The sequence below is a fragment of the Aurantivibrio infirmus genome (genome assembly GCF_054767315.1).
Map to the genome: position 1 here is coordinate 1 of NZ_BAAFSK010000007.1, position 22315 is coordinate 22315.

A 22315-nucleotide genomic window follows, 5' to 3' on the forward strand; every position below is an offset into this window, starting at 1 on the left:
GCCAGAACCCGAACAGCAAGCGTTTTAATGGCCTGCTTTTCAAGGCCATTACTTGCTGTTTCGGGTTGCTGGCTTTGTTAAGCATTTTTTGAAGGTACATATTTTAGCGAACACTCTCCATCTTCAGATGCACAAACCAACTCCAAAAATGATGCGCCAAAGTTTAGTTTAAGTACTATATACCTATCTGGTTCCTTGGTATGCGCAACGGATGCTTGTTTTATAATTTTATCTTTAAACCAGTGCGAATCGTCAACCAGAACAACGCCATCATCAATATCCTCTCCGGAGTTGTCTGTTTCATATTTATCGAGACCGCAATAAGCTCCATCAACAAAAAGGCGGTACCAACTTTTTGATTCCGCATCAAGAAACCACAGCAATACAATATCGCTGTCATCCAAATTAGTGAGATATTTAAAGTTGGATATTTGAACCCCAATCAATTCTTCTATCTCGCCCTCGTAATGCTGAAATACTCTTTCCATGCTGACTGTATGCTTAACGCCAAGTGTTGGGGCTGCGGAGCGTAAGCGCAGCAGTCCCAGCCGAAGGCGACAACCACGCCTTGTTATTGGTAAATTGTAAGTGGCACATATTGGCTGCTAGATTAAGTATTAGAAAAAGATTTTTTTAGCACTAATGAAATAACCACTAGCGAAAAACCAATAGCAAACAAACTAGACCATAAACCTTGAAAATGTGTGTTGCTCAAACCGATATCTAAGCACAGGAAGACTATTGCATTTGCAAGAAAGACCAAGCCAATTACTAGAAACGTCTTCACCTTATTTTCCATGCTCTTCTCCTTTTACCAATAACGCCGCCATAAAAGGCGCGACGTCAGGAGCGTCCTAAGCCGCGCCTTTTGCGGCTGGTTTTTGATGGCTTTGTTAAGCATTGGTTAGTATTACCACCGTTAGGCACACTAAAGATACCGCAACACTTCACAGTAGCTTTATATAAAATTATTGACCAAATGCTTCATTAATAGCATCCACCGCCTCAGTTTTAATAGTGGTATTTGTAACCCACACATATTCTTTATTACCCATGATTCCTGCTACTGTTTTCTCTTTTATTGAATCAATATTCACCCCAGCCTCTTTTAATTCGGAAACCAAAGCTGAAAGAGCTTGTTTATGTGCCGTTAGTTGATCACTCATATTTCTCTCCTTACTTAAATTATGCTTAACGCCAAGGTTTGGGGCGCGACGCCAGGAGCGTCCCGCCGCGTTTAGCGGCATACAACACCGCCTTGTTACGTGTTTTTAGTTTGCGTTTCATTAAGTACACCGTTGGCGACGATACATAAATACATAGAAACTGAAACTACCGCGATTGTTTTAATTTAGCAAGTTTCCGATTAGAACGTTATTGCTGCAAAAGTACTTGCGATGAACTTTACTGAGCCGCAAGCCACGATGCTTATAGAATGAAAATTATAACCTTGCTCCGTGGCTTCTTGTCCCCTGCGATATTGCTCGGTTTGCCACCGTGATCTCTAGCATCTTTTGTAACTTAGAGAATGCACATTTATTTTTTGCGGTGACACTACATTATTATTTTTTAGACACGTAACGCCGCGATGTGCGGATTTTATAAGTGGAGGCGAAGCCGGAGCTTATAAAAGTCCGAACGATTGCTTTGTTATGTGTTTTGACTGTCATGATAAGTTGCCGTGATTTTTACGCTAATCACTAAGTTAATAGTTACCACACCTTAAATTTATAAAAATAGTGCGCCGAAATTTATTACAATGCTAAATAGATTTGGATTCCAAGGCCAATTAGCATTACAAATGTTAAAGCAGTAATAACATATGTAAGTACTAGCATTTGCTTAGTTTGCTTACCGCTAGCTTCATTAAATTGACTTATTGACTCATGCAGTTCTTTCGTGGCTTCAGCACCAGACCATTTATCTAAGGGTATATTCATTTATGCTCCAATCTTATTTGCACACACATAACGCCAAGGTTTGGGGCGCGACGCCAGGAGCGTCCCGCCGCGTTTAGCGGCATACAACACCGCCTTGTTACGTGTTTTTAGTTTGCGTTTCATTTAGTACACCGTTGGCGACGATACATAAATACAAAGAAACTGAAACTACCGTGATTATTTTAATTTGGCAAGTTACTGTTTAGAAATTTATTGCTGCAAAAGCACTTGCGTTGAATTTTATAGAGCCGCAAGCCACGATGCTTATAGAATGAAAATTATAACCTTGCTCCGTGGTTTATCTACCCTGCGATAGTTTTTGGGTTACTACCGTATTCTCTAGCATCTTTTGTAACTTAAAGAATGCACTTTTATTTTTGCGGCGACACTAAATTATAATTTTTTATACACGTAACGCCGCCAGAACCTGAACAGCTAGCGCTTTAATGGCCTGATTTTCAAGGCCATTGCTTGCTGTTTCAGGTTGCTGGCATTGTTAGGAGCCATTTTCGAGCTAAGGCCCAACGGTACTAAACATTTGGTCACTAAAATATTTGTTATCTTCTTCTAGCCAAAAGAAATCATCCATGTCGAAATGCTTCTCCAACTCCGATTTTGCTTCTTCTCTGTCGTGATCTGGACATTTGAACCCATAAAATGGGACCAACACTTCAATTGTAAAATTTTTGTAATTAACCTCTTCCACGTTTTCCCAAACTAAATTTACTTGACCTTCCATTTTAAGCAAAAATGAGTCAGCCTGTTTTCTCTGAAGTTTAATGGAAGCATTAAAGTGATGTGCATCAAAAATGTAGAAATCACCTATCCAATCGTCTATATCTCTATCGTAAGATTCAGCCTTATGCCAATGCAGATACTTTAGACCTCTATCGTATTCATCAGCGTTTATTAAATTGGTAAAGCTCAATTTTGGCTGGAAGTAGGCGCCCCCAAAATCTTTAGTTGTTTGTTTCTTTTTGGCATATAAATCCATGGCCCAACGAATACCATAGTCTTCATCTAAGATTCCAACTAATCCAGCGACTTCAATTTCATATTTTTCGCCGTCTACTTCGTACACTTGTGCTCCTAACGCCACCATAAAAGGCGCGACGTCAGGAGCGTCCTAGGCCGCGCCTTTTGCGGCCGGTTTTTGATGGCTTTGTTAAATGTTTTTTGGCACATAACTATTATTTTTTAGTTTGAAATGAGCCCAGTAGCCGCCAAAACACGTTGAGCCAAAATAGATTAGTGTTACAACTGAATTATAAGTTTTTCTGACTTCTTCGAAGTAATGCAGCCACAAATAGAATCCTATACCGAAAAATAAAAATAGGCCTACATTTGCTGGGATAGCAATTACGTAGAGTAGAAATCCTTCCTCCTCGATCATCCCGAATTCAAATCCCACAGATAAGATAATTCCTAAAATTAAGGTGACAGCTATCCCTTTTACCCCTAACTTGAAATATCTTGTTGGTTTATCCACTGTTCTTCCCATATATTTAACGCCGCAATATGGGGCCGGAGTGAATTTTGGCCTGCTTTTCAAGGCCAAAATTTACGGAGGTCCCAGCCGCGCTTTTTAGCGGCGATATGATTGCTTTGTTAGGCATTACCCACCACATACGATAACTTCTGGGACAGTTGATTCCCAGTTACCATTGTTACGAGAAAACAGCGTTGCTACTTCTCCACAACCTGGCTCAGTTACGGAACGTTCACATGCTATTACTAGGCCGCTTCGTTTTTTAAACCAATACACTACTCGAGAGTTACCAGCCGATATTTTGTAGCTAATATCTTTGGGTTTTTCGTCTAGATATTGCCAGCCATCTTCAACTGGGGCTAGTTCACATACTTTCGGTTGGCTGACACAACCAGCAATTAAAAGCATTGGAATTAATACCACAAATGATTTCACAATATGCCTAACGCCCAAAGCACAGGCGAGCGACAGCGAGTCCAGCCCGCGTTTTTTGCGGGCGATTGTGCCTTTGTTTGTTAGGTGATTTAGTCTGCATACGTGCCTTCTGCTTTTAAAAAATTACAGAAATTCTCAGTGTTTTCTTTAGATGGAGTAATTAAAGCTTTCTGCTTAAGGTGGTAACCCTTAATAATTTTTAATGAATTTAAATAGCTGATCCATGTCTCTGAGCTGCGAGCAAATTGCTCTATGTTTTTTGATTCCAGGAATAGTTTCGGAAACTGCTCTAAAAACTCCAACGATAAGTTGTAGCTATTAAAACTAAAATCTTTCTCTGACATGGATAAGTCATCCGCCTCTTTCTCTACCTCAGTTTTGCAAGTTAACTCTTGACCACATACTGAGATTGAAATGAACACGGTTAAGAATACAACTAAGATAGATTTCATAGACTCACCTAACAGTTTTAATCATTTGAAAGGTTCTTATATTTACATGGTGAGTATTTCTGCTCAAGTAATTTTCTTATTTGCAATAAATTGCAACGATATCAAAAGGTTACTTGTTATTTTTTGGATTTTATTTTTGAGAAAACAAGAAACTTATCAACATATTTTGGATATGTGGAATTCGGCAATTATTTTTTAATCGTTGGTATTCAATAAGTTAGAGAGAAAAACTGTAATACTCGGAATGGAGCGGCTGAAAAAGGTGAGATTTTTGGGAAACCTTTACACATTTAGGCGAGATTAGTGGGCTCGTGTTTACTTTAAGATGATTTTGACGACAGCGTCGAATAGATGGTTTTAGATAAAGAGAGGAGAAGGAAAAACAGAAAACAGGATATAAATTTAAAAAATTAAAAATTTATATCCTGTTGAAGATCAACTTATCAATCAAAAAGAGTTTTACAAAATCACTTCAATTAACTGCGGCCCTTTGTTGGCGACAGCATTTTTTAGTTGTTCGTTAAACTCTTCTGCAGTTGTTGCTTGCGTGGCGCTCATGCCCATGCCTTCGGCAATTTTCTTAAAATTTAAATCGGGATTTGAAATATCCAACATGTCCAAAGTTTTTTGATTGGGGTCATTGGCACCCACGCGCATTAATTCAACTTGCAGAATTTGATATTTTCGATTGGCGAAAATAACGTTAACGATATCTAAATTTTCTCGTACTTGCGTCCACAAGGATTGGATGGTGTACATCGCGCCGCCGTCACCGTGTAGGCAAACAACTTTTCTATCCGGACAGGCAACGGCTGCACCGGTTGCGACGGGTAAACCGAAGCCAATACTACCGCCCGTTAATTGCAACCAGTCGTGAGCGGGGATGCCTTCAGTTAAACCTGTAGCTGGTGCACCGGAAGTCGCGGCTTCATCAACAATGATTACATTTTCTGGGAGTATGTTGCCGAGTGCGAAACCAACACTTTTAATGTTGAGTGCGCCGGTCATTAAATCTGGCCGCACTAATTCTTGTAAGCGCGGGGCGTATTTTTGTGCATTAAGTGCATCGACTAAATCTTCCAGTGCCGCGTATACATCTTCTGAATCTTCGGCTAACACGTCGGAGGGGCAACCTTCGGGTGCTGGCGTGCTGGGGCGATTGGGATAGGCAAAGAAGGCGACGGGAGATGTTGCACCGACGGTAATAATTTGATCGCAATCTTTAAATTGCATTTGTGCCATTTCAACGAAGTAGGCAACACGTTCAAACTTAACTCGACCAGCGCCGCGTTGAGTTCTTGCATTAAAACATTCGTGTAAAACGGTTGCGCCTGTCGCTTGTGAAATTTTATCAAGTAGTAGTGTGGCTTTTTCGTCATTGGCTTGGCCGCCGATGACGATGATGGTATTTTTTTTCGCTTTTAAAATTTTCGCAATATTATCGATACGATCCGCAGAGACTTTTGGTGTGCTTAATGCCGGTAATGGATCGGCTTGTACTGTGGTTTCATTCCAGGCGCAATCCGCGGGAACAATTAAATTGGCTATTTTGCCGTGGGCTTGTGAAGCAAATTGAACGGCTTCTGCGCCGTCTTTTGCGAGTTCATCCGCGGTTGCGCTCGACTTTAACCAATCACCAAAAGCATTGCCGAGACCGGTAACATCAGATTTTAAAGGTGCATCGTATTGAAGGTGGTAGGTCGCATGGTCACCAATAATATTTACCATGGGGGAGTGCGCGCGGCGTGCGTTATGGATATTCGCAGTGGCATTGGCGAGACCAGGTCCGAGATGCAATAAGGTGGCGGCGGGCTTGCCGGTCATGCGGGCATAGCCATCGGCTGCACCAGAACATACGCCTTCAAATAAACCCAATATGGAACGCATTTTCGGTTCGCTGCCAATGGCATGAACGAAATGCATTTCTGAAGTGCCAGGGTTGGTGAAACAGGTATCGACACCGGCTTTTAATAGGGTTTGGATAAGACTTTCTGCACCATTCATTCTGAATCCTCGTAGCCGCTGCCTTACTTGAGTGCTGATCACTCGGTAGCGTGGGGTGATGTACTACCAACCTGCGTTGGCGATAACTTAGTTCAATTGATTAGATCAATTCATTAATAAAATAGGGCAGGCATTTTAAGCCAGATGAAGCATGGTTGCGAGTCTATAGGGTACCCCTTGGCAGGCGGCAAGGAGGGTGGCTGGTGTGTAAAGGCCTGGCGACCCGTTAAGAATGGTTAGCGGCGCCGGGAGCTGGTTGCTTGTACAGTGTTCGGGTGCAATGTATATTGCGTTTACGGTTGATTCTTCATGGGCATTTTAAAAATCGAATATTGTCGGTTTACCAAAGATTAGTATTCGTATCCAGTGCCGCTTGTATACGTGCCGCCAATGGTAATGATGACCCGCTACGAAGCCAGCAGGAGGCTTCTAGAAAATAACTACAGTGGATTCAAAAACTTTTAGTCGACTAGATTATGCAATTTCCAAAAGGCCACTTTATTTTCCTCGACCTCGAAACGACCGGCGGTAAGGCATCGGCGGATCGTATTACTGAAGTTGCGCTAATCGAAGTTTTCGATGGCGAGGTGATTGATCAATACCAAACGCTTGTTAATCCAGAAGTACCTATTTCACAATTTATTACCAACCTCACCGGCATTGACGATGCGATGGTGGCGGACGCGCCGGTGTTTGCAGATATCGCGGAAGATTTGTTGTCGCGACTCTTAGATAAAACCTTGGTGGCGCATAATGCGCGTTTTGATCATAGTTTTTTAAAGAATGAATTTCGGCGTTTAGGTTTCGATTACCGAACTAAAGTGTTGTGTACGGTGAAGTTATCTCGTGCATTAATGCCGGAACTCGGTAAACACAGTCTCGACAATTTAATTCACGTCCACGGATTATTCGTAGAGGCTCGTCACCGCGCGATGGGTGATGCAGATTTGTTGGTACAATTAGTGAGTAAGTGGACGAAAATATTTGGCGTGGAAAGTCTACAAAAAATTCTGCAATTGCAACTAAAAACCGCCAGCCTTCCTCCCCATATTAACCAAACTGAAGTTGATGGCCTGCCAATCAATGCCGGTGTTTATTTATTTTATGACGAGAAAGATACGCTCTTATATGTCGGGAAGTCGGTAAATATCCGTGATCGAGTTAAATCTCATTTCACTAATGATCACCTTAGTGATAAAGAGCTGGAAATGTCAGTTCAAATAAGACGTATTGAAAGCCGTATTTGTGCAGGAGATTTCGGTGCGCAATTGATGGAAGCTAAACTCATAAAAGAGTTGCGGCCAATTTACAATCGCCAGCTTCGTAAAACTCAGTCGCCTTGGTATTTTGAGTTTTCAGAGAACAAACTGGGTTATCTCAACGTGGCGGTAAAGAGTAGCAAAATAATTTCACTGGAAAAGTTGCCGAGTATAGTCGGGATTTTTCGATCAAAAAAAATGGCCACAGAAACATTGCGAAAGATTGTTGATGACTACGCCTTATGCCATCGTTTTACCGGATTGGAAAAATCGCGCAGCGGCCCTTGTTTCGCGCACCAATTACATAAATGTTTGGGGCCTTGTGCGAATAAAGAAAGTACAGAAAAATACAATGCTCGCGTAAGATCAGCGCTCGACGCGTGGAAGCTGGAGCTTTGGCCACATCAAGGCTCGGTAATAGTAAAAGAAAATGTGCAAAATGATGTTGAAGATAAAAAAAGTTGTGATCAATTCCATTTAATTTATCAGTGGTGTCACCTAGCTAGCGCTAGCTCGCTTGCAGAAATGAAAGCACTGCAGTCCGAATACGCAAATAACGCTGAGCTCAAAAAACTAAGTTTTGAGTACGACACTTATAAAATTCTGTCGAAGTTTCTCGTTTCTCCAAGCAGCAATCTGAGTATTGTCACCCAGCAGATGTAGAGGCCTGGGGTGCCAATAGCATCATTCGCTTTCGAAGTATTATTCCTTGCTACTAAGTGTTCTGATGAATGCTTCTATTTCGGTTTGATTTCACTTCCCTGAGCCAATTGTTCTTAATGCCCGCCTAAGTGAACGCCTTGATCGTGTGAGGCGGATCTGGGAAAAGAAACAATTTGAATTTTGAGGGAATAGAGGCTAGCTTATGAAAATTAAAAATTTGATTGGGATACTGGGTTTATTGGTGGGCGGGTGTATGCAGTCACAAGCTGAAACAATTTGGGTGGAGCGAGAAAGTTACCACACGGCGATAATTATCCCTCGAATTCTCGTGGTGGAAGCTGCGCCTCAGTTGGAAGCGATACTGGACGATAAACCCTTCGTCAGGTTTGGATGGGGGGATCGAGATTATTACGGGTCTACTAAGAAGAATCTCTTTAAAGCATTTAAAGCATTTAAAGCTTTAGCTCTGCCTTCTTTGTCGGTTGTTGAGGTATCGATGTTGGATAAGGTTGAGTCCGAGCATAGCGAAGTAAAAGAAATTGACACTGAAGCAATAGCGCTTGAAAAATTGATGGCCTTTATCGAAGGTTCCTTTAAGTTGGATAAAGAATCAAAACCGCAATTGGTCCGGGTTGAAGACAATGGGTTTCAGTACTACAAAGCGCGTGGTATTTATCACATGTTCAAAAATTGCAACAACTGGACGGCGAAAACGCTTAAGCGTTCCGGTTTAGATGTTCACTATCTAGCAAGTTTTTTTGCGGGTTGGGTAATGCGACAAATTTAAATCTCGAAGGGATTTTTTTGTAAGGTCGCGCGGGTCTCGGCGCCACAATAAATACACTTGTTGGCTTTCGCTGAAATACTTTGCGCGCATTTAGGACATTTAACTCTAGCTTGACTGCGCTGCTCTCTATTCTCCTGAACTTTTGTTAAAGCCAGTTGTAATTGCTCTGGTTTGAGTCCACTGGTTTTTTGAAGTAACAGCCACATTGATTCCGATAATAAGCTCAGTTGCTTAAGTTGCTTGCTCAGTTCATCAATTTTATTAAGCGCATCTGTAGAAGCGGACCCGGAATCGCTGGATGCTTTCTTTCGTGCTGATTCGGCGGCGATATTAGCTTGATAGAATTCAGGTGGAAAATTATCGTTGCTCATCACATCCCTCTTTATTTGTTTGTTGCTGTTTGTATTACGAAAGCCGATTAGCGAATAATAACTTGAAAATACCGTGTGCTCATCCATTCTTTTGCCTGAGTTTGAAATGGATTTTTCGCTCCCTTCGGGAGTTGTTGATCTCCACTAGGCTGGATTAGGATTGAAAAAAATCACTATTACTGTATTCTCCGCGCTTGGGCTAAATCCCATTAAGTTGTTACTTGGTTTTGTTGTTGGGATAAATCCCATCGCAATTGTTGCCCACAATATATTTCAGGCAAGCTCAGTTTCAAAAATAGTGCCTCAGCAAGATAATTAAAAGTTATTGGAGTAAGGATCATGACGGATTTAACCAGCCGGAAAAGTCGCTCGGTTCTCGCAAGCGACCTCACGGTTTCATTTGAATTTTTTCCACCCAAAACAGAAAAGATGGAAGAATCTTTGTGGAATTCAATCCGTCGGCTCGCGCCATTAGATCCTACTTTTGTTTCGGTAACCTATGGCGCGGGTGGTTCGACTCGCGAACGTACGCACGCGACGGTCTCGCGAATTGTGCAAGAAACAAAATTAAAGCCAGCAGCACATTTAACCTGTGTCGGCGCGACCAAAGAGCAAGTAGACGAAGTAATTCAAGATTATTGGGATGCAGGGGTGCGTCACATCGTCGCATTACGCGGTGATCCACCGGCAGGTGCTGGCGCAAAATACGAACCTTTTCCTGGAGGGTACGCAACAAGCGTTGAGTTAATCGAGGGCATTAAAAAGATAGGCGACTTTGAAATCTCGGTATCGGCGTATCCAGAGAAGCATCCTGACAGCCCAACCACTGAAGCCGACATCGATATGTTAAAAGCAAAAGTTGATGCAGGGGCGACGCGCGCGATTACACAATTCTTCTTCGATAATGATCACTACTTTCGTTATCTTGATAGGGTCCATGCGAAAGGAATCGATATTCCTATCACGCCGGGTATTGTTCCTATCCCCAATATTCAACAAATATCAAAGTTTGCTGCCGCGACAGGTACTGATGTCCCCGAATGGTTAACCCAACGCTTTGAGGGTCTTGAAGAAGATCCCGATACTCATCGTTTGGTTGCCGCGGCTGTTGCCGTTGAGCAAGTGATGGAGCTGCTCGACAATGGAGTGACAAATTTTCATTTTTATACGATGAATCGCGCCGACTTGGTTTACGCTATTTGCCATATCTTGGGTATGCGCTCCGGAAAATAAAAAATAGCCAGTTAAAAAATTTTAAAGTTAAGCTAGGTTGTGAAACGCCTTAGAAAATTCGAAGAGTAAATTTATGAACAGAGAGCAACGCATCGCGGCGTTAAATAAAGTTGTAGAAGAAAGAATTTTAATTCTAGATGGCGCGAAGGGCACAATGGTGCAAACATATAATCTGACGGAAGAAGACTATCGTGGTGAACGTTTTGCTGATTGGCCGAGTGACTTAAAAGGCAATAACGACCTATTGATCTTGACCCGCCCAGATATTATTACTGAGATTAATGATCAGTACCTTGCCGCCGGTTCTGACATTATCGAAACCGATACTTTTAGTAGTACCACAATAGCCATGGCTGATTACGGAATGGAATCCCTCGCTTATGAGCTCAATGTTGAGGGTGCTAAATTAGCACGTGCCGTCGCCGATAAATGGACCGCAAAAACACCGGATAAGCCACGTTTTGTCGCTGGCTCGGTCGGCCCAACGAACAGAACCGCGTCGATTTCACCCGACGTGAATAATCCTGGATTTCGAGCGGTAACTTTTGATGAGTTGGTTGAAGCCTATGGTGAACAGATTCGTGGTTTGATTGAAGGCGATGTCGACATTATTTTAATCGAAACAATTTTCGATACCTTAAATGCGAAAGCCGCGGGCTTTGCTGCCAAAAAAGTTTTTAGAGAGACGGGCATTACTTTGCCGATCATGATTTCTGGAACCATTACCGATTTTTCTGGCAGAAACCTTTCGGGGCAGACTCCAGAAGCATTTTGGTATTCGCTGCGACATTTAGATCCGCTTGCCATCGGTTTTAATTGTTCCTTCGGTGCTGAACAATTACGCCCTGCAGTTCAAGCTATCGATCCCATCTCAGAAACCTTTGTAAGTGTTTATCCTAATGCTGGTTTGCCGAATGAAATGGGTGATTACGATCAAACGCCGGAAGAGATGGCCGAGTTGTTAGAGGACTGGGCGAAGCATGGTCTCATTAATATGGTGGGCGGATGTTGTGGTTCAACACCTGCGCATATTAAAGCCATCGCAGACGCCGTTGCGCCATACGCACCAAGAAAAATCCAAGCGGTGCCCGTTAAAACGAGGTTGTCCGGACTAGAGCCGTTTGTTTACGGGTAGTTTTAAAAAGAGCGACTTTAGTCGTTCTTTTTAACAAAATATTTCTTTACTAGATAGCCTATCGTTAAATACTCATTTTTATAAAAACATTCACGAGACTTGTGATGACAAATTCTGAACAGAACGAAATAGCTGCATCAAATGCTGCGCAAAATTTTATTAATGTCGGCGAGCGGACCAATGTTACTGGTTCGGCGCGGTTTCGAAAGCTGATTGAAGCGGACGATTATACGACGGCAATTGATGTTGCTCGTCAGCAGGTGGAAAACGGTGCGCAGATAATTGACGTCAACATGGATGAAGGCATGTTGGATAGTGAGCAGGCGATGGTCACTTTCCTAAACCTGATGGCGGCAGAGCCTGATATCTCACGTGTGCCGATCATGATTGATTCTTCGAAGTGGCACGTTATTGAAGCGGGCCTTAAATGCGTACAGGGAAAGTGTATTGTCAATTCAATCTCACTGAAAGAAGGTGAAGAAATTTTTCTAAGTCAGGCCCAGTTAATTCGTGACTACGGCGCTGCGGCTGTGGTGATGGCCTTCGATGAAACCGGACAAGCTGATACTGAAGATCGAAAATTCGAAATATGTCAGCGCGCTTATAAGCTGCTAACAGACAAAATTAATTTCCCTCCAGAAGATATTATTTTCGACCCCAATGTTTTTGCGGTCGCGACGGGTATTGCTGAACACAATAACTATGCCTTGGATTTTATTAATGCGACGCGTCGTATCAAAGAAAATTTGCCTCACGCACATATCTCTGGCGGCGTTTCTAACTTGTCATTTTCATTTCGTGGTAATAACTACGTGCGCGAGGCGATGCATTCGGTATTTTTATTTCATGCGATAAAAGCCGGTATGGATATGGGAATCGTCAATGCCGGTGCCTTACTGGTTTACGATGATATCAAGCCCGATCTTCGCGAATTGGTTGAAGACGTTATTCAAAATCGCCGCGAAGATGCTACCGATCGTTTATTAGAGGCCGCGGAAGCTTACCGTTCACAGGGCACTGAGAGTGTTAACAAGCAAGACCTGTCTTGGCGCGAGGCGCCGGTGCAAGAGCGCATCACTCATGGTTTAGTTCATGGTATTGATCAATTTATTGTTGAGGACACTGAGGAAGCGCGGCAGCAAGCAGACCGGCCCTTGCACGTAATTGAAGGGCCATTGATGAACGGCATGAATGTTGTCGGCGATTTATTTGGCGATGGAAAAATGTTTTTACCACAAGTGGTTAAGTCCGCACGGGTCATGAAACAGGCCGTCGCGCACTTAATGCCTTTTATGGAAGAAGAGAAACGGCTCTTGGGTACGCAAGATGATAAGGCCGCGGGCAAAATAATCATGGCGACAGTTAAAGGCGACGTACATGATATTGGTAAAAATATTGTTGGTGTGGTTTTGCAGTGTAATAACTACGAAGTGATTGATCTCGGCGTAATGGTGCCAGCACAAAAAATCCTTGAAGTTGCGAAACAAGAAAATGCCGATGTGATCGGCCTTTCAGGTTTGATTACGCCAAGCCTAGACGAAATGGTGCATGTGGCGAAAGAAATGCAGCGTCAAGATTTTCACATTCCGTTATTGATTGGTGGGGCAACAACCAGTCAAATTCATACCGCTGTGAAAATAAATGCACATTACACAAATGATCAAGCGATTTATGTACGCGACGCTAGCCGTGCTGTGGGCGTGGTATCAAAGTTATTGTCTGATGTTTCTCAACAATATAAAGATGAGATCAAAGGCAAGTATGTTGACTTAGCTGACGAGCATGCGCGAAATAAAGGTAAACGAAAAATCCTGAGCTTAGATCAGGCAAGAGCGAATGCGGCGAAATTCGATTGGTCGGCATATGTTCCCCCGAAGCCGAGCTTGATGGGTGTAAAAGTTTTTACAGATTTCGATCTCGCGATCTTGGCGGAAAAGATCGATTGGACACCTTTCTTCGCTACCTGGGGAATAGCTGGACGTTACCCGCGTATTTTTAACGACGCCGAAAAAGGTAAAACGGCAAGATCATTGTTCGACGATGCGCAAGTTATGCTGAAAAAGATGGTGGCGGAAAAGTGGATAAGCGCAAAGGGCGTTATTGGTTTTTGGCCCGCGAATAGTCAAGGCGATGATATTCTTGTTTATAAAAATGACGAACGTAAAGAAGTCGTTGATACTTTTTATACTTTGCGACAGCAGGCAGTTCGTCCACAAGGAAAGCCCAATTTTGCATTATCGGACTTTGTTGCGCCAGTGGAATCTGGGTTAAAAGATTATATTGGTGGCTTCGCCGTTTCCACTGGTTTTGGTGAGGATGAAAAAGCGGAATTCTATGAAAAGCAGAACGACGATTACAATAAAATTATGGTAAAAGCGTTGGCAGACCGATTCGCAGAAGCCTTCGCGGAACAACTGCATGAAGAAGTGAGAAAACACTATTGGGCGTATTCGCCGCAAGAGGCTTACAGTACTGATGATTTAATCTCAGAAAAATATCAAGGAATTCGACCCGCACCAGGTTATCCATCGCAGCCTGATCATACTGAAAAGGAATTGTTATTTAAATTATTGGATGTAGAAAATAACACGGGTATAAAACTAACGGAAAATTTTGCAATGTGGCCCGGCGCAGCGGTAAGTGGTTTGTATTTTTCGCATCCCGAATCGCAGTATTTTGGTTTGGGAAAGATTACTAAAGATCAAGTGGAAAGCTACGCAGAACGTAAAGGTTGGGATATGGAAAAAGCTGAGCGTTGGCTGGGTCCAAATCTAGATTATTAGTCATATTTCATAGTAACTATTTAAGTTTCCTAAAGTGGAGGAGGGTAGAGATACCTTCCTTTTGCTTAATCAAAAAAAATTGGGAAACGCTTAAACTTAGTTTTCTTCTCTAACTCGTGTGTTACCTGCTAACATTAGCCGTCTTATCTTTGCGTGAGGCGGCACAAGTCTCTGTTTTCAAAACATAAACTGAATTTCACGAATAACAACTATCTTATCATTCGCTTTTTTGCGTTATAACGTTCGATTATTTGCCTTGCCAAAGTAGTGCGAATGTTCCCCTCGTAGATTAGAATCTTTGCCTGCTTCGGTCTGGTCAGATTTTTCTTATTCGATACCCATTCCAGTTATAAGTCGAAATACTGGCTTCATTGCTCTAAAAGCTTTCGCTAATAAAAAGAACGCTTAAAAATAATTTGAATGTCGGACTATTTATTGCTTCTCATGTATTCGACGCAATCCGAAACACATTAAATTTACCAACATGGGATGTGGAACTATGTCTAATTTGAACGTCCAAATAATTGAGCCTCAAATCGAAGCTACAGTTGATTCCAAGATCAAAACAGAATTATTAACTGATCCAGATTTCCGAAAAAAATCTACTTTTAATCTCGGTGTTCTCGATCACTTGATTGGTTATCATATGCGTCGCGCGCAGCTGCGCTTGTATAATAATTTCGCGCGGTGGTTCGAAGATAGCAATATAACGCCAAGCCAATTGGGAGTGTTGATCAAAATAAAACATAACCAAGGAATAAGCCAAACCGCGTTGGCGAAAGCGAACGGTATTGAGCGATCGACTCTTGGTGAAATTGTCGATCGTTTTGAAAAAAGAAATTTCGTTGACCGGCGCAAGCATCCATCAGATCGCCGTGCCTATGCATTGCACCTTACCAATACAGGCGAAGAATTTTTAGATGATATGATGCCCAAATTACTTGAGCATGAAAAAGACCTAACTAAAAACTGGAGTGAGATAGAACGAAATACGCTTCTGCGTCTATTGCTAAAGTTGGCCGAAGGTTCTTAGTTCGTTATTCTTAGTTACTTATATTGAGGGCTCTTTAATTCTACAGAGCCCTCAACGTTTTTCGCTATCAATTTATTTGGCAATTCACACCCTACCTTCTTATCCCGATTATTTTTCTTCACTATTACCATATCGATAGACTACTCCACTGTGACTCTAGATCCCTTCTCGTTCATGGTCTCGGAAGGGTTTTTCCGTGTCGGCGCTATTTTTCCTGAAGCCAAGATCGTTTCAGCGATGAGATGTAATCATTATTTATTTATGTAATCATCGCTAGCTAGTCGATCAGTTAGTTGTACATAAAGAGATGATGATGAAGAGCGATCTTGTTTCGGTATCCCAGCCCTCGGTAGCTATTAAAGAGAGTGACGAGCGATTCCCCGTCCACCGAATTTATTGTGTCGGCCGAAATTATGCCGAACATGCAAAAGAAATGGGTAGTGATCCAAGTCGAGAGCCCCCATTCTTTTTTTCTAAACCTGCAGATGCGGTGGTCGCGAATAATACCCGCATTCCTTTTCCAGCGAGAACGCAAAACTTACATCATGAAGTCGAGCTGGTGGTTGCCATTGGGAAACAGGGAAAAGATATTCCTCTCGAAGACGCTAATAGTTTTGTTTTTGGTTACGCTGTTGGCAACGATTTAACGCGCCGAGACCTGCAAGCAGAGGCTCGTAAAGAAGGGCGACCTTGGGATACAGCGAAAGGCTTCGATGACTCTGCGCCGATATCAGCTATTTTTCCGGTAACAAAATTTGGACACGTGAAGAACGCTGAGATATGGCTCAAGGTTAATGGCGAAGTGCGACAACAAGGAAATGTTAGCGATTTAATATGGTCGGTATCGGAAATTATTGTCGAGTTGTCCACGCTGTTTACCCTGATGCCCGGTGATTTAATTTATACCGGAACTCCTGCCGGTGTGGGAAAGTTGAATATCGGGGACAAAGTCGAAGCTTATGTTGATGGCCTTGAATTGTTGACGAATGAATTGGTCGGTTCCTAGTGACTTCAAGCGTTTAGCAAGCTATTCGTGTAATGCTGAAAATAAGTGAATAAATGAGTAGGTGATTTGTGAGTATAGATTGGAATAAAACTGCTGCAGCAATTTGGCGCCCCAGAAGGGGACATCTGCGAGCGGCGCTTCACTTGGACACTATAACGTTGGATCAACTGATTGGGATTGATCAGCAAAAACATAAGTTGCTGGAAAATACGAATCGATTCTTAACGGGGAAAACGGCTAACAACGCCTTATTGTGGGGCTCTAGAGGAACAGGAAAGTCTAGTTTAATAAAGGCTTTGCTCAACGAATATTTTGCTCAAGGTTTGAGGGTTATCGAGATCGATAAAGATGACTTAATTGATCTGGCCGAGATCGTCGATGATATCCGAGAATTTCCGCAGCGCTTCATTATTTTCTGTGATGATTTATCCTTCTCTGAAGGAGAAAGTGGTTACAAACATTTAAAAAGTATCTTGGAAGGTTCGATCGAATTGCCTCCGAGCAACGTAATAATCTATGCGACTTCAAATCGGCGGCATTTATTACCCGAGATGAATTCCGACAATGCGGTAACGAAAATTGTCAATAAGGAATTGCATTACGGTGATACCGTAGAGGAGAAGCTATCGCTGGCGGATCGTTTTGGTTTGTGGCTATCATTTTATCCCATTAATTGGCAGGAGTATTTCAACTTGGTCGATAGTTATTTCCCCGACTACAGTGGAGATCGCGCTGCGCTTCACGAAAGCGCTCGACAATTTGCTTTAGTGCGGGCCAGTCACACCGGCCGAACTGCAAAGCAATTTTATTTAAGTCATAACGATCAAGTGAATAGTGAGTAGCAACTCAGTTTTACTAGTATTTTTCCCGCTGGTTTATTTCAAACTTTTTTTAAATTGAGTTCATAGAAGTGTTGGCTGTGGGCCTTACATTAAGGTAATATTGGGCGCCAAACGGGGGTCATGCTGGGTAAAATCCAAATAAAATCGTTTTAGCTGTATAAAAGGTCGAAGGATCGCATCAATAAATCAAGAGCAGCTGAATTTAACGAGATTATTTACCCTGCATTCAAAAAAGTATTTTTAACCCAATAGTTTTTTCGTACGTCCATACTACGAGAAAAGTACGAGTTCTTGTTGAGCTTGTAGATTGCTTGGATGCCCAATTTAGAAAAACGTGGATTAATAGTCCGGTACACGATACTCGTGACCGCTTACTTGAGTGATCTTCGTTATTGTGAAATTTTTGGTTATAAGTGATCCGAGCTGATCGACACGTAAAGTTTGGGTGCGTTGGGCTTTTGGTTCTTTAGTAAGAGATCGTAGGTAACGGTTTGTAAGCCGTCGTTCGTAGGTAATAGTTAGATAATATGTCGTTGGGTTGAGAATTCGTTAGATCGGGAACCTTAGATCGATAAGGACATACGAAACGTTTGAAAGGATGCAGCTAATAATTCTAATTACTTGCTAGTTACTATTTTAGTTTATTAGGTAATAGTCTGTTGGCGTTGAAGCTTAGGCTGAAACAAGATAGGCGTTAGCGACAATCTAGCAGCTAGATAAGAACTAGAATCCCAGCGAGTTTGTCACTGGTGTGGTATTGATTAGATATGCAGAATAATTTGGCTGCGGCTGAGTTGATTAGAAAATTCTATCAGCTTTTCACCGACCTAGATCACAGTAAGGTTGTTGAGCGTTTATCTCGCTTAGTCATAGTTGACCCCGCCATTTCACGAGCAGTTCTTTGTGTCCCCCAGGATGATCAGGTGCGTATCGAAGCAATTGCGCAAAGCCAAGAAAGTATTGTTCTTCCCCGAGTTAATTTCACTAAGCTTCGCAGTATCCCCCACAACAATATTTTAAATAGTATTGCCAGCGGCCAACCCGAATGCCAGGAAATGGGTTACGCCTCGACAATCATGACTAATGATTGCAAACAGGGAACCCGGGCAATCTATATCTATCCCATACTCGAACACGGCAAAGTGTTGGCGGTTTTTTATTTGGAGTCGCAAACTTCTCTGGATGATCTAGAAGATGCCGTGCAACGCCTTGAGCCGGTATGGATGTTTAGCGGTTTTATGATGCGCCACGTACTTGAAGTACGCCGTTATGAATTGAAAGGTGATGAATATAATAAAGCCGAGCAAGCGCTATGGGCTAGTGACCTTTATTTGAACGCGATTCTTAACCATTCCCCAGCATTAATTTCTATCAAAGACCTGAATGGTAATGTCATGTTGGCAAGCGAACATTACAAGGTGCTTGCGGAAGTGGATGAAACCGATAAGTTCAGCAATGAATTCTTCGACGTCTACCCCATGGAAGTCGCGCAAACAATTTGGGATTGTGAAGAAGGCGATGGTAAATCTGCGCAGATCATCGAAACCGAATTAGAAGTTAGACATAAAGACGGCACTTTACATACTTATTTGATGCTCAAATTTCCTTTGCGCGATTCAGACAAGCAAATTTTTAGTGTGTGTAGTATCTGTACCGATATTACAGAAAGAAAGTTGGCCGAAGACGCAGTACGCGAGCAGCAATCGCGCATCAATTTCATGGCATTTCATGACGCCTTAACAGGGTTGCCGAACCGGTCCTTATTTTATGATCGTCTTAATCACGGCTTGTCTCGGGCGCATCGCAATCGCAGTAAATTGGGCTTGATGATTATTGATGTCGATCGCTTTAAGAGTATCAACGATACTTTAGGGCGTGATGCAGGGGACCAATTACTAAAGATCATCGCGACTAAAGTCGTTGGTGGCTTACGAGAAATGGACACCGTTGCGAGGCTTGGCAGTGATGAATTCATTGTTATCTTGGAGAACATTAACAGTGTCGGTGATGCAAGGCAGGTGGCCGATAAATTACTTGCGCGTTTCGCTGACCCGATTGAACTAGATGGCCAGAAAATCCAAACGTCATCGAGTATCGGCATTAGTGTTTACCCTCAGGATGGCGGTGCCGCCGATGAACTGCTTAAGCGCGCTGATATTGCGCTGCACAAAGCAAAGGAAAGTGGCAAAAATAATTATTTGTATTTTACCGAGGGGATGGATTCTTCAGCGGTGAAATTCATGGTGCTGGAAAAAGATTTAAGAGCAGCCATAGAAGAAGACCAGTTACGGCTCTACTATCAACCACAAGTCGATTTGCAAACGGGGTCCTTAGTGGGGGTTGAAGCTTTGGTTCGCTGGCAGCATCCACAACGCGGTTTAATTTCACCTTCGCACTTTATTCCACTTGCGGAGGAAACCGGCCTTATCGTGCCCCTAGGCGAATGGCTATTGCGTAAAGCGGGTGCGCAGCAAAAACGTTGGTTGGCGGCTGGGAAATACGTCGGGAAAATAGCGATAAATTTGTCGCCTCGGCAATTGCGTCAGAGCAACTTCGCCGATCGCTTTCGTACTATTCTTGAAGAGATTGAATTGCCTGCCAAATATTTTGAGTTGGAAATTACCGAAACCTCCGCAATGGAGCATGCTGGTGAAACGGTTAGTATGTTGACCCAACTCAATCAAATGGGTTTAACTTTGGCGATAGACGATTTTGGTACCGGTTATTCTTCACTGTCCTATCTAAAACGATTCCCAATTCATAAGCTGAAAATCGATCGCAGCTTTATTCATGATATTCATATTGATCAGAACGATGCCTCAATCGCCAAATCAATTATCGGCTTAGCCCACAACATGATGTTGAATGTGGTAGCGGAAGGTGTTGAAAATGAGCAGCAAGCGAGTTGGCTGCGTAAGCGTGGTTGTGATCATGCGCAAGGTTTCTTATATGCGCAGCCCGTGCCGGCGGAGAAATTGGATCGGTTTTTTAATGCGGGAACCGCATCGTTTAGAAGTAAAGATGTCGAACTAGAATTGCCATTTTAGATTTTCATTGCCGCAACTAAAATACTTTCAAGCTGCAATTCTCGTTCTTTAGTCGGGTAACCCTTTTAGTTTTTTTCTTTTCGTGTTTCCTACTATTTCTCAGTGTTTCTTCCTATTTCTTCGAGTCAATTCCGCAAAGCAATTTTTTCACTCAGTGGATTGAGCGCATTAACTCCCGCCAAATTCAATACGATTTCTAGGCAGCCTTCCCAGGGGTCTGCGCCGTGCATGCCTTTTGCAGACTTATCGACTTGAGACGCTTTGCGTAACAAAGTATGGAGTTGTTTGAGTCTTAGGCGGCTCAAGGCGCCTTTAATTAGGCTTTGGCGAGAATCCCAGATGCCAGATTGGCGAGCAGCAGAGGCGAAATTTTTCCCTGAATCTATTGCTTCCTGTAACTGAATCAGCGTGCGGATTTCTCTGGTTAAGGCCCATAAAATTGCCAGAATATCTGTTCCGTCACTTTTTAGGCCCGATAAGTTTTTTACCGCACTACGCGCATCGCCGTGTAGTGCTTTATCAATGAGGCTGTAGACATCGTAACGCGCACTGTCGGTGGCGGCGTGCGACATTAACTTAGCGCTGATTCGGTTATCTTCACTGATGAGCGCGAGTTTTTCTAATTCTTGAGCGGCTGCGAGTAAATTACCTTCGACACGAGATACCAAAATATCTAATGCTTCGTTATCTATCTGCAAGCCCAACTTTTTTGCACGAGTATTAATCCAGCGGGGCAATTGTGCGCCATTGACTGGCCAGATTTGCAGGTAAGCGCTGGCGGACTCTAGTGCTTTGAACCATTTTGCATTCTGCACGTTGCGATCAAATTTCGGAGCGACAAGCAGTAAAATTGCATCGTTTGGAGGAGACTCTGAATAGGCGACCAACTCTTTCCTGCCCTTATCAGACAATTTGCCGGTCAGGCGGACTTCGATAAGCTTTTGATTGGAAAACAAAGACAGGCTTTGCGAGGAGTAGGTTAGTTGGCTCCAGTCGAAATTGTTGTCGGCGTGATAAAGTTCTCGATCGGTATAGCCAGCCGCTTTTGCGGCCGCCCGAATATCATCGCAACATTCTTGGACAACTAGATGCTCGTCGCCGCTGACAACATAAATCGGAGCTAATGTTGATTTTAATTCTTTAGCGAGTTGTTCAACGCGGATTTTTGCCACATTTCATCTCAAGGTTTGGAAACAAATTCGTGTTCAGTTTATAAAACATTAATGACTAAAGTTTAAAACTAGGGATTGGTAGTTTTTTCATCTTCTGGCGTTATGCTGACAAATCGTAAGCGACGAATAATTTGTTGAGCAAGCTCTCTGCGCATTTCTTGTTGAATAATGCGCTCTTCTTCGGCTTTACTCACGACATCATTTTCGTTGAATTCATAAGAACGCACGACAGAGACGGTGCTTTCCGGTGCTAGCATTTTGCCTTCGGCATCATTAATGAAGTAGCGTGCTTCAGAAGATAGTTCGTATTCAGAGGCCAGGGTATTACTTCCGACAGCTATGATTCGTTTATCTTCTCTTTCTTCGATAAGAACAATAAACATATCTGGATTTGCATCAACGAGGGCCACGCCATTGGCCACGAGCAGTTGAGTGAGCTGCTTTGATAGAAAACTTGAATTGGCATTATCAACAATTTGGATGCTCTCCAAACCCTCCGGCAATGTCAGCGTGCCGCGCAATCGCCAGCCGCAAGCGGTAATGGCTAGCGTTAATACCAGAAGAGTAATAATGTGTAGATGTTTTTGTTTAAACATTTTTATTCAACTTTTTATTAGAGTTTTTCTTCAATGTAGATACCGTCGAGAAACCTTGGTTGTTAACT

General features: G+C 42.7%; 19 protein-coding genes and 1 pseudogene. 8 read left to right on the top strand and 12 right to left on the bottom strand.

Translation table 11 applies throughout. From position 1 onward, the window contains the following. Positions 1–77 precede the first annotated feature (77 nt). From ACYUCY_RS15325 to ACYUCY_RS15365, 9 genes are all read right to left on the bottom strand, one after another. Positions 78–488: a hypothetical protein gene (locus tag ACYUCY_RS15325; RefSeq protein WP_460227399.1), complete on the bottom strand. Its 411-nt coding sequence runs from the start codon at positions 486–488 to the stop codon at positions 78–80. 122 nt (positions 489–610) lie between these two features. Further along, positions 611–799: a hypothetical protein gene (locus tag ACYUCY_RS15330; protein WP_460227400.1), complete on the bottom strand. Its 189-nt coding sequence runs from the start codon at positions 797–799 to the stop codon at positions 611–613. Between the two features lie 169 nt (positions 800–968). Continuing rightward, positions 969–1166, bottom strand: coding sequence for a hypothetical protein (locus ACYUCY_RS15335; protein ID WP_460227401.1), 198 nt, complete (start codon positions 1164–1166; stop codon positions 969–971). A 588-nt stretch (positions 1167–1754) separates the two neighbouring features. After that, positions 1755–1940, bottom strand: a complete 186-nt coding sequence (locus ACYUCY_RS15340) for a hypothetical protein (RefSeq protein WP_460227402.1) — start codon at positions 1938–1940, stop codon at positions 1755–1757. A gap of 514 nt (positions 1941–2454) precedes the next feature. Next, the gene (locus ACYUCY_RS15345) at positions 2455–3021 is read right to left on the bottom strand and encodes a hypothetical protein (RefSeq protein ID WP_460227403.1); all 567 of its coding nucleotides are present in this window, start codon (positions 3019–3021) and stop codon (positions 2455–2457) included. A gap of 84 nt (positions 3022–3105) precedes the next feature. Continuing rightward, positions 3106–3429, bottom strand: coding sequence for a hypothetical protein (locus tag ACYUCY_RS15350; protein WP_460227404.1), 324 nt, complete (start codon positions 3427–3429; stop codon positions 3106–3108). 126 nt (positions 3430–3555) lie between these two features. After that, complete coding sequence (locus ACYUCY_RS15355; RefSeq protein ID WP_460227405.1) at positions 3556–3864, bottom strand: hypothetical protein; 309 nt, start codon at positions 3862–3864, stop codon at positions 3556–3558. An 89-nt stretch (positions 3865–3953) separates the two neighbouring features. Continuing rightward, positions 3954–4316 (bottom strand): hypothetical protein, encoded by a 363-nt coding sequence (locus ACYUCY_RS15360; protein ID WP_460227406.1) that lies wholly within the window; start codon positions 4314–4316, stop codon positions 3954–3956. A gap of 459 nt (positions 4317–4775) precedes the next feature. Next, entirely contained in the window at positions 4776–6320 is a 1545-nt protein-coding gene (locus ACYUCY_RS15365) for an acetolactate synthase large subunit (protein WP_460227407.1), read from the bottom strand. A 476-nt stretch (positions 6321–6796) separates the two neighbouring features. Here ACYUCY_RS15365 and ACYUCY_RS15370 point away from each other — a divergent pair, with 476 nt between their 5' ends. Continuing rightward, entirely contained in the window at positions 6797–8242 is a 1446-nt protein-coding gene (locus ACYUCY_RS15370; RefSeq protein ID WP_460227408.1) for an exonuclease domain-containing protein, read from the top strand. Between the two features lie 202 nt (positions 8243–8444). After that, positions 8445–9029 (top strand): DUF2459 domain-containing protein, encoded by a 585-nt coding sequence (locus tag ACYUCY_RS15375; RefSeq protein ID WP_460227409.1) that lies wholly within the window; start codon positions 8445–8447, stop codon positions 9027–9029. Here the strand turns inward: ACYUCY_RS15375 and ACYUCY_RS15380 are convergent. Further along, entirely contained in the window at positions 9026–9487 is a 462-nt protein-coding gene (locus ACYUCY_RS15380) for a zinc ribbon domain-containing protein (protein WP_460227410.1), read from the bottom strand. The two genes, ACYUCY_RS15375 and ACYUCY_RS15380, sit on opposite strands and share 4 nt — an antisense overlap. Before the next feature lie 252 nt (positions 9488–9739). Here ACYUCY_RS15380 and metF point away from each other — a divergent pair, with 252 nt between their 5' ends. The 6 genes and pseudogenes from metF (at position 9740) to ACYUCY_RS15410 (ending at position 20479) form a co-directional block, all read left to right on the top strand. After that, positions 9740–10633: a methylenetetrahydrofolate reductase [NAD(P)H] gene (gene metF, locus ACYUCY_RS15385; RefSeq protein WP_460227411.1), complete on the top strand. Its 894-nt coding sequence runs from the start codon at positions 9740–9742 to the stop codon at positions 10631–10633. A 73-nt stretch (positions 10634–10706) separates the two neighbouring features. Next, positions 10707–14551, top strand: a pseudogene (gene metH / locus ACYUCY_RS15390) (methionine synthase). Positions 14552–15050: 499 nt separating this feature from the next. Next, positions 15051–15584 carry a MarR family winged helix-turn-helix transcriptional regulator gene (locus ACYUCY_RS15395; protein ID WP_460227412.1) on the top strand — a complete coding sequence of 178 codons (534 nt, stop codon included), beginning with the start codon at positions 15051–15053 and terminating at the stop codon, positions 15582–15584. A 313-nt stretch (positions 15585–15897) separates the two neighbouring features. Then, positions 15898–16590, top strand: coding sequence for a fumarylacetoacetate hydrolase family protein (locus ACYUCY_RS15400; RefSeq protein ID WP_460227413.1), 693 nt, complete (start codon positions 15898–15900; stop codon positions 16588–16590). Between the two features lie 68 nt (positions 16591–16658). Further along, on the top strand, positions 16659–17432 hold the full coding sequence (locus ACYUCY_RS15405) for an ATP-binding protein (RefSeq protein ID WP_460227414.1): 774 nt from the start codon (positions 16659–16661) through the stop codon (positions 17430–17432). 767 nt (positions 17433–18199) lie between these two features. Beyond that, complete coding sequence (locus ACYUCY_RS15410) at positions 18200–20479, top strand: putative bifunctional diguanylate cyclase/phosphodiesterase (RefSeq protein WP_460227415.1); 2280 nt, start codon at positions 18200–18202, stop codon at positions 20477–20479. A 125-nt stretch (positions 20480–20604) separates the two neighbouring features. Here ACYUCY_RS15410 and holA read toward each other — a convergent pair whose 3' ends face one another. Together holA and ACYUCY_RS15420 are read right to left on the bottom strand one after the other, a co-directional pair. Beyond that, positions 20605–21651 carry a DNA polymerase III subunit delta gene (gene holA / locus ACYUCY_RS15415; protein WP_460227416.1) on the bottom strand — a complete coding sequence of 349 codons (1047 nt, stop codon included), beginning with the start codon at positions 21649–21651 and terminating at the stop codon, positions 20605–20607. Positions 21652–21719: 68 nt separating this feature from the next. Further along, on the bottom strand, positions 21720–22247 hold the full coding sequence (locus tag ACYUCY_RS15420; protein WP_460227417.1) for an LPS-assembly lipoprotein LptE: 528 nt from the start codon (positions 22245–22247) through the stop codon (positions 21720–21722). Positions 22248–22315: the final 68 nt, after the last annotated feature.

Bases quoted from the DNA above. Each gene is read 5' to 3' on its own strand.
- ACYUCY_RS15325 (WP_460227399.1), bottom strand. From the start codon at position 488: ATGGAAAGAGTATTTCAGCATTACGAGGGCGAGATAGAAGAATTGATT.
- ACYUCY_RS15330 (WP_460227400.1), bottom strand. From the start codon at position 799: ATGGAAAATAAGGTGAAGACGTTTCTAGTAATTGGCTTGGTCTTTCTT.
- ACYUCY_RS15335 (WP_460227401.1), bottom strand. From the start codon at position 1,166: ATGAGTGATCAACTAACGGCACATAAACAAGCTCTTTCAGCTTTGGTT.
- ACYUCY_RS15340 (WP_460227402.1), bottom strand. From the start codon at position 1,940: ATGAATATACCCTTAGATAAATGGTCTGGTGCTGAAGCCACGAAAGAA.
- ACYUCY_RS15360 (WP_460227406.1), bottom strand. From the start codon at position 4,316: ATGAAATCTATCTTAGTTGTATTCTTAACCGTGTTCATTTCAATCTCA.
- ACYUCY_RS15365 (WP_460227407.1), bottom strand. From the start codon at position 6,320: ATGAATGGTGCAGAAAGTCTTATCCAAACCCTATTAAAAGCCGGTGTC.
- ACYUCY_RS15370 (WP_460227408.1), top strand. From the start codon at position 6,797: ATGCAATTTCCAAAAGGCCACTTTATTTTCCTCGACCTCGAAACGACC.
- ACYUCY_RS15375 (WP_460227409.1), top strand. From the start codon at position 8,445: ATGAAAATTAAAAATTTGATTGGGATACTGGGTTTATTGGTGGGCGGG.
- ACYUCY_RS15380 (WP_460227410.1), bottom strand. From the start codon at position 9,487: ATGGATGAGCACACGGTATTTTCAAGTTATTATTCGCTAATCGGCTTT.
- metF (WP_460227411.1), top strand. From the start codon at position 9,740: ATGACGGATTTAACCAGCCGGAAAAGTCGCTCGGTTCTCGCAAGCGAC.
- ACYUCY_RS15395 (WP_460227412.1), top strand. From the start codon at position 15,051: ATGTCTAATTTGAACGTCCAAATAATTGAGCCTCAAATCGAAGCTACA.
- ACYUCY_RS15400 (WP_460227413.1), top strand. From the start codon at position 15,898: ATGAAGAGCGATCTTGTTTCGGTATCCCAGCCCTCGGTAGCTATTAAA.
- ACYUCY_RS15410 (WP_460227415.1), top strand. From the start codon at position 18,200: ATGCAGAATAATTTGGCTGCGGCTGAGTTGATTAGAAAATTCTATCAG.
- ACYUCY_RS15420 (WP_460227417.1), bottom strand. From the start codon at position 22,247: ATGTTTAAACAAAAACATCTACACATTATTACTCTTCTGGTATTAACG.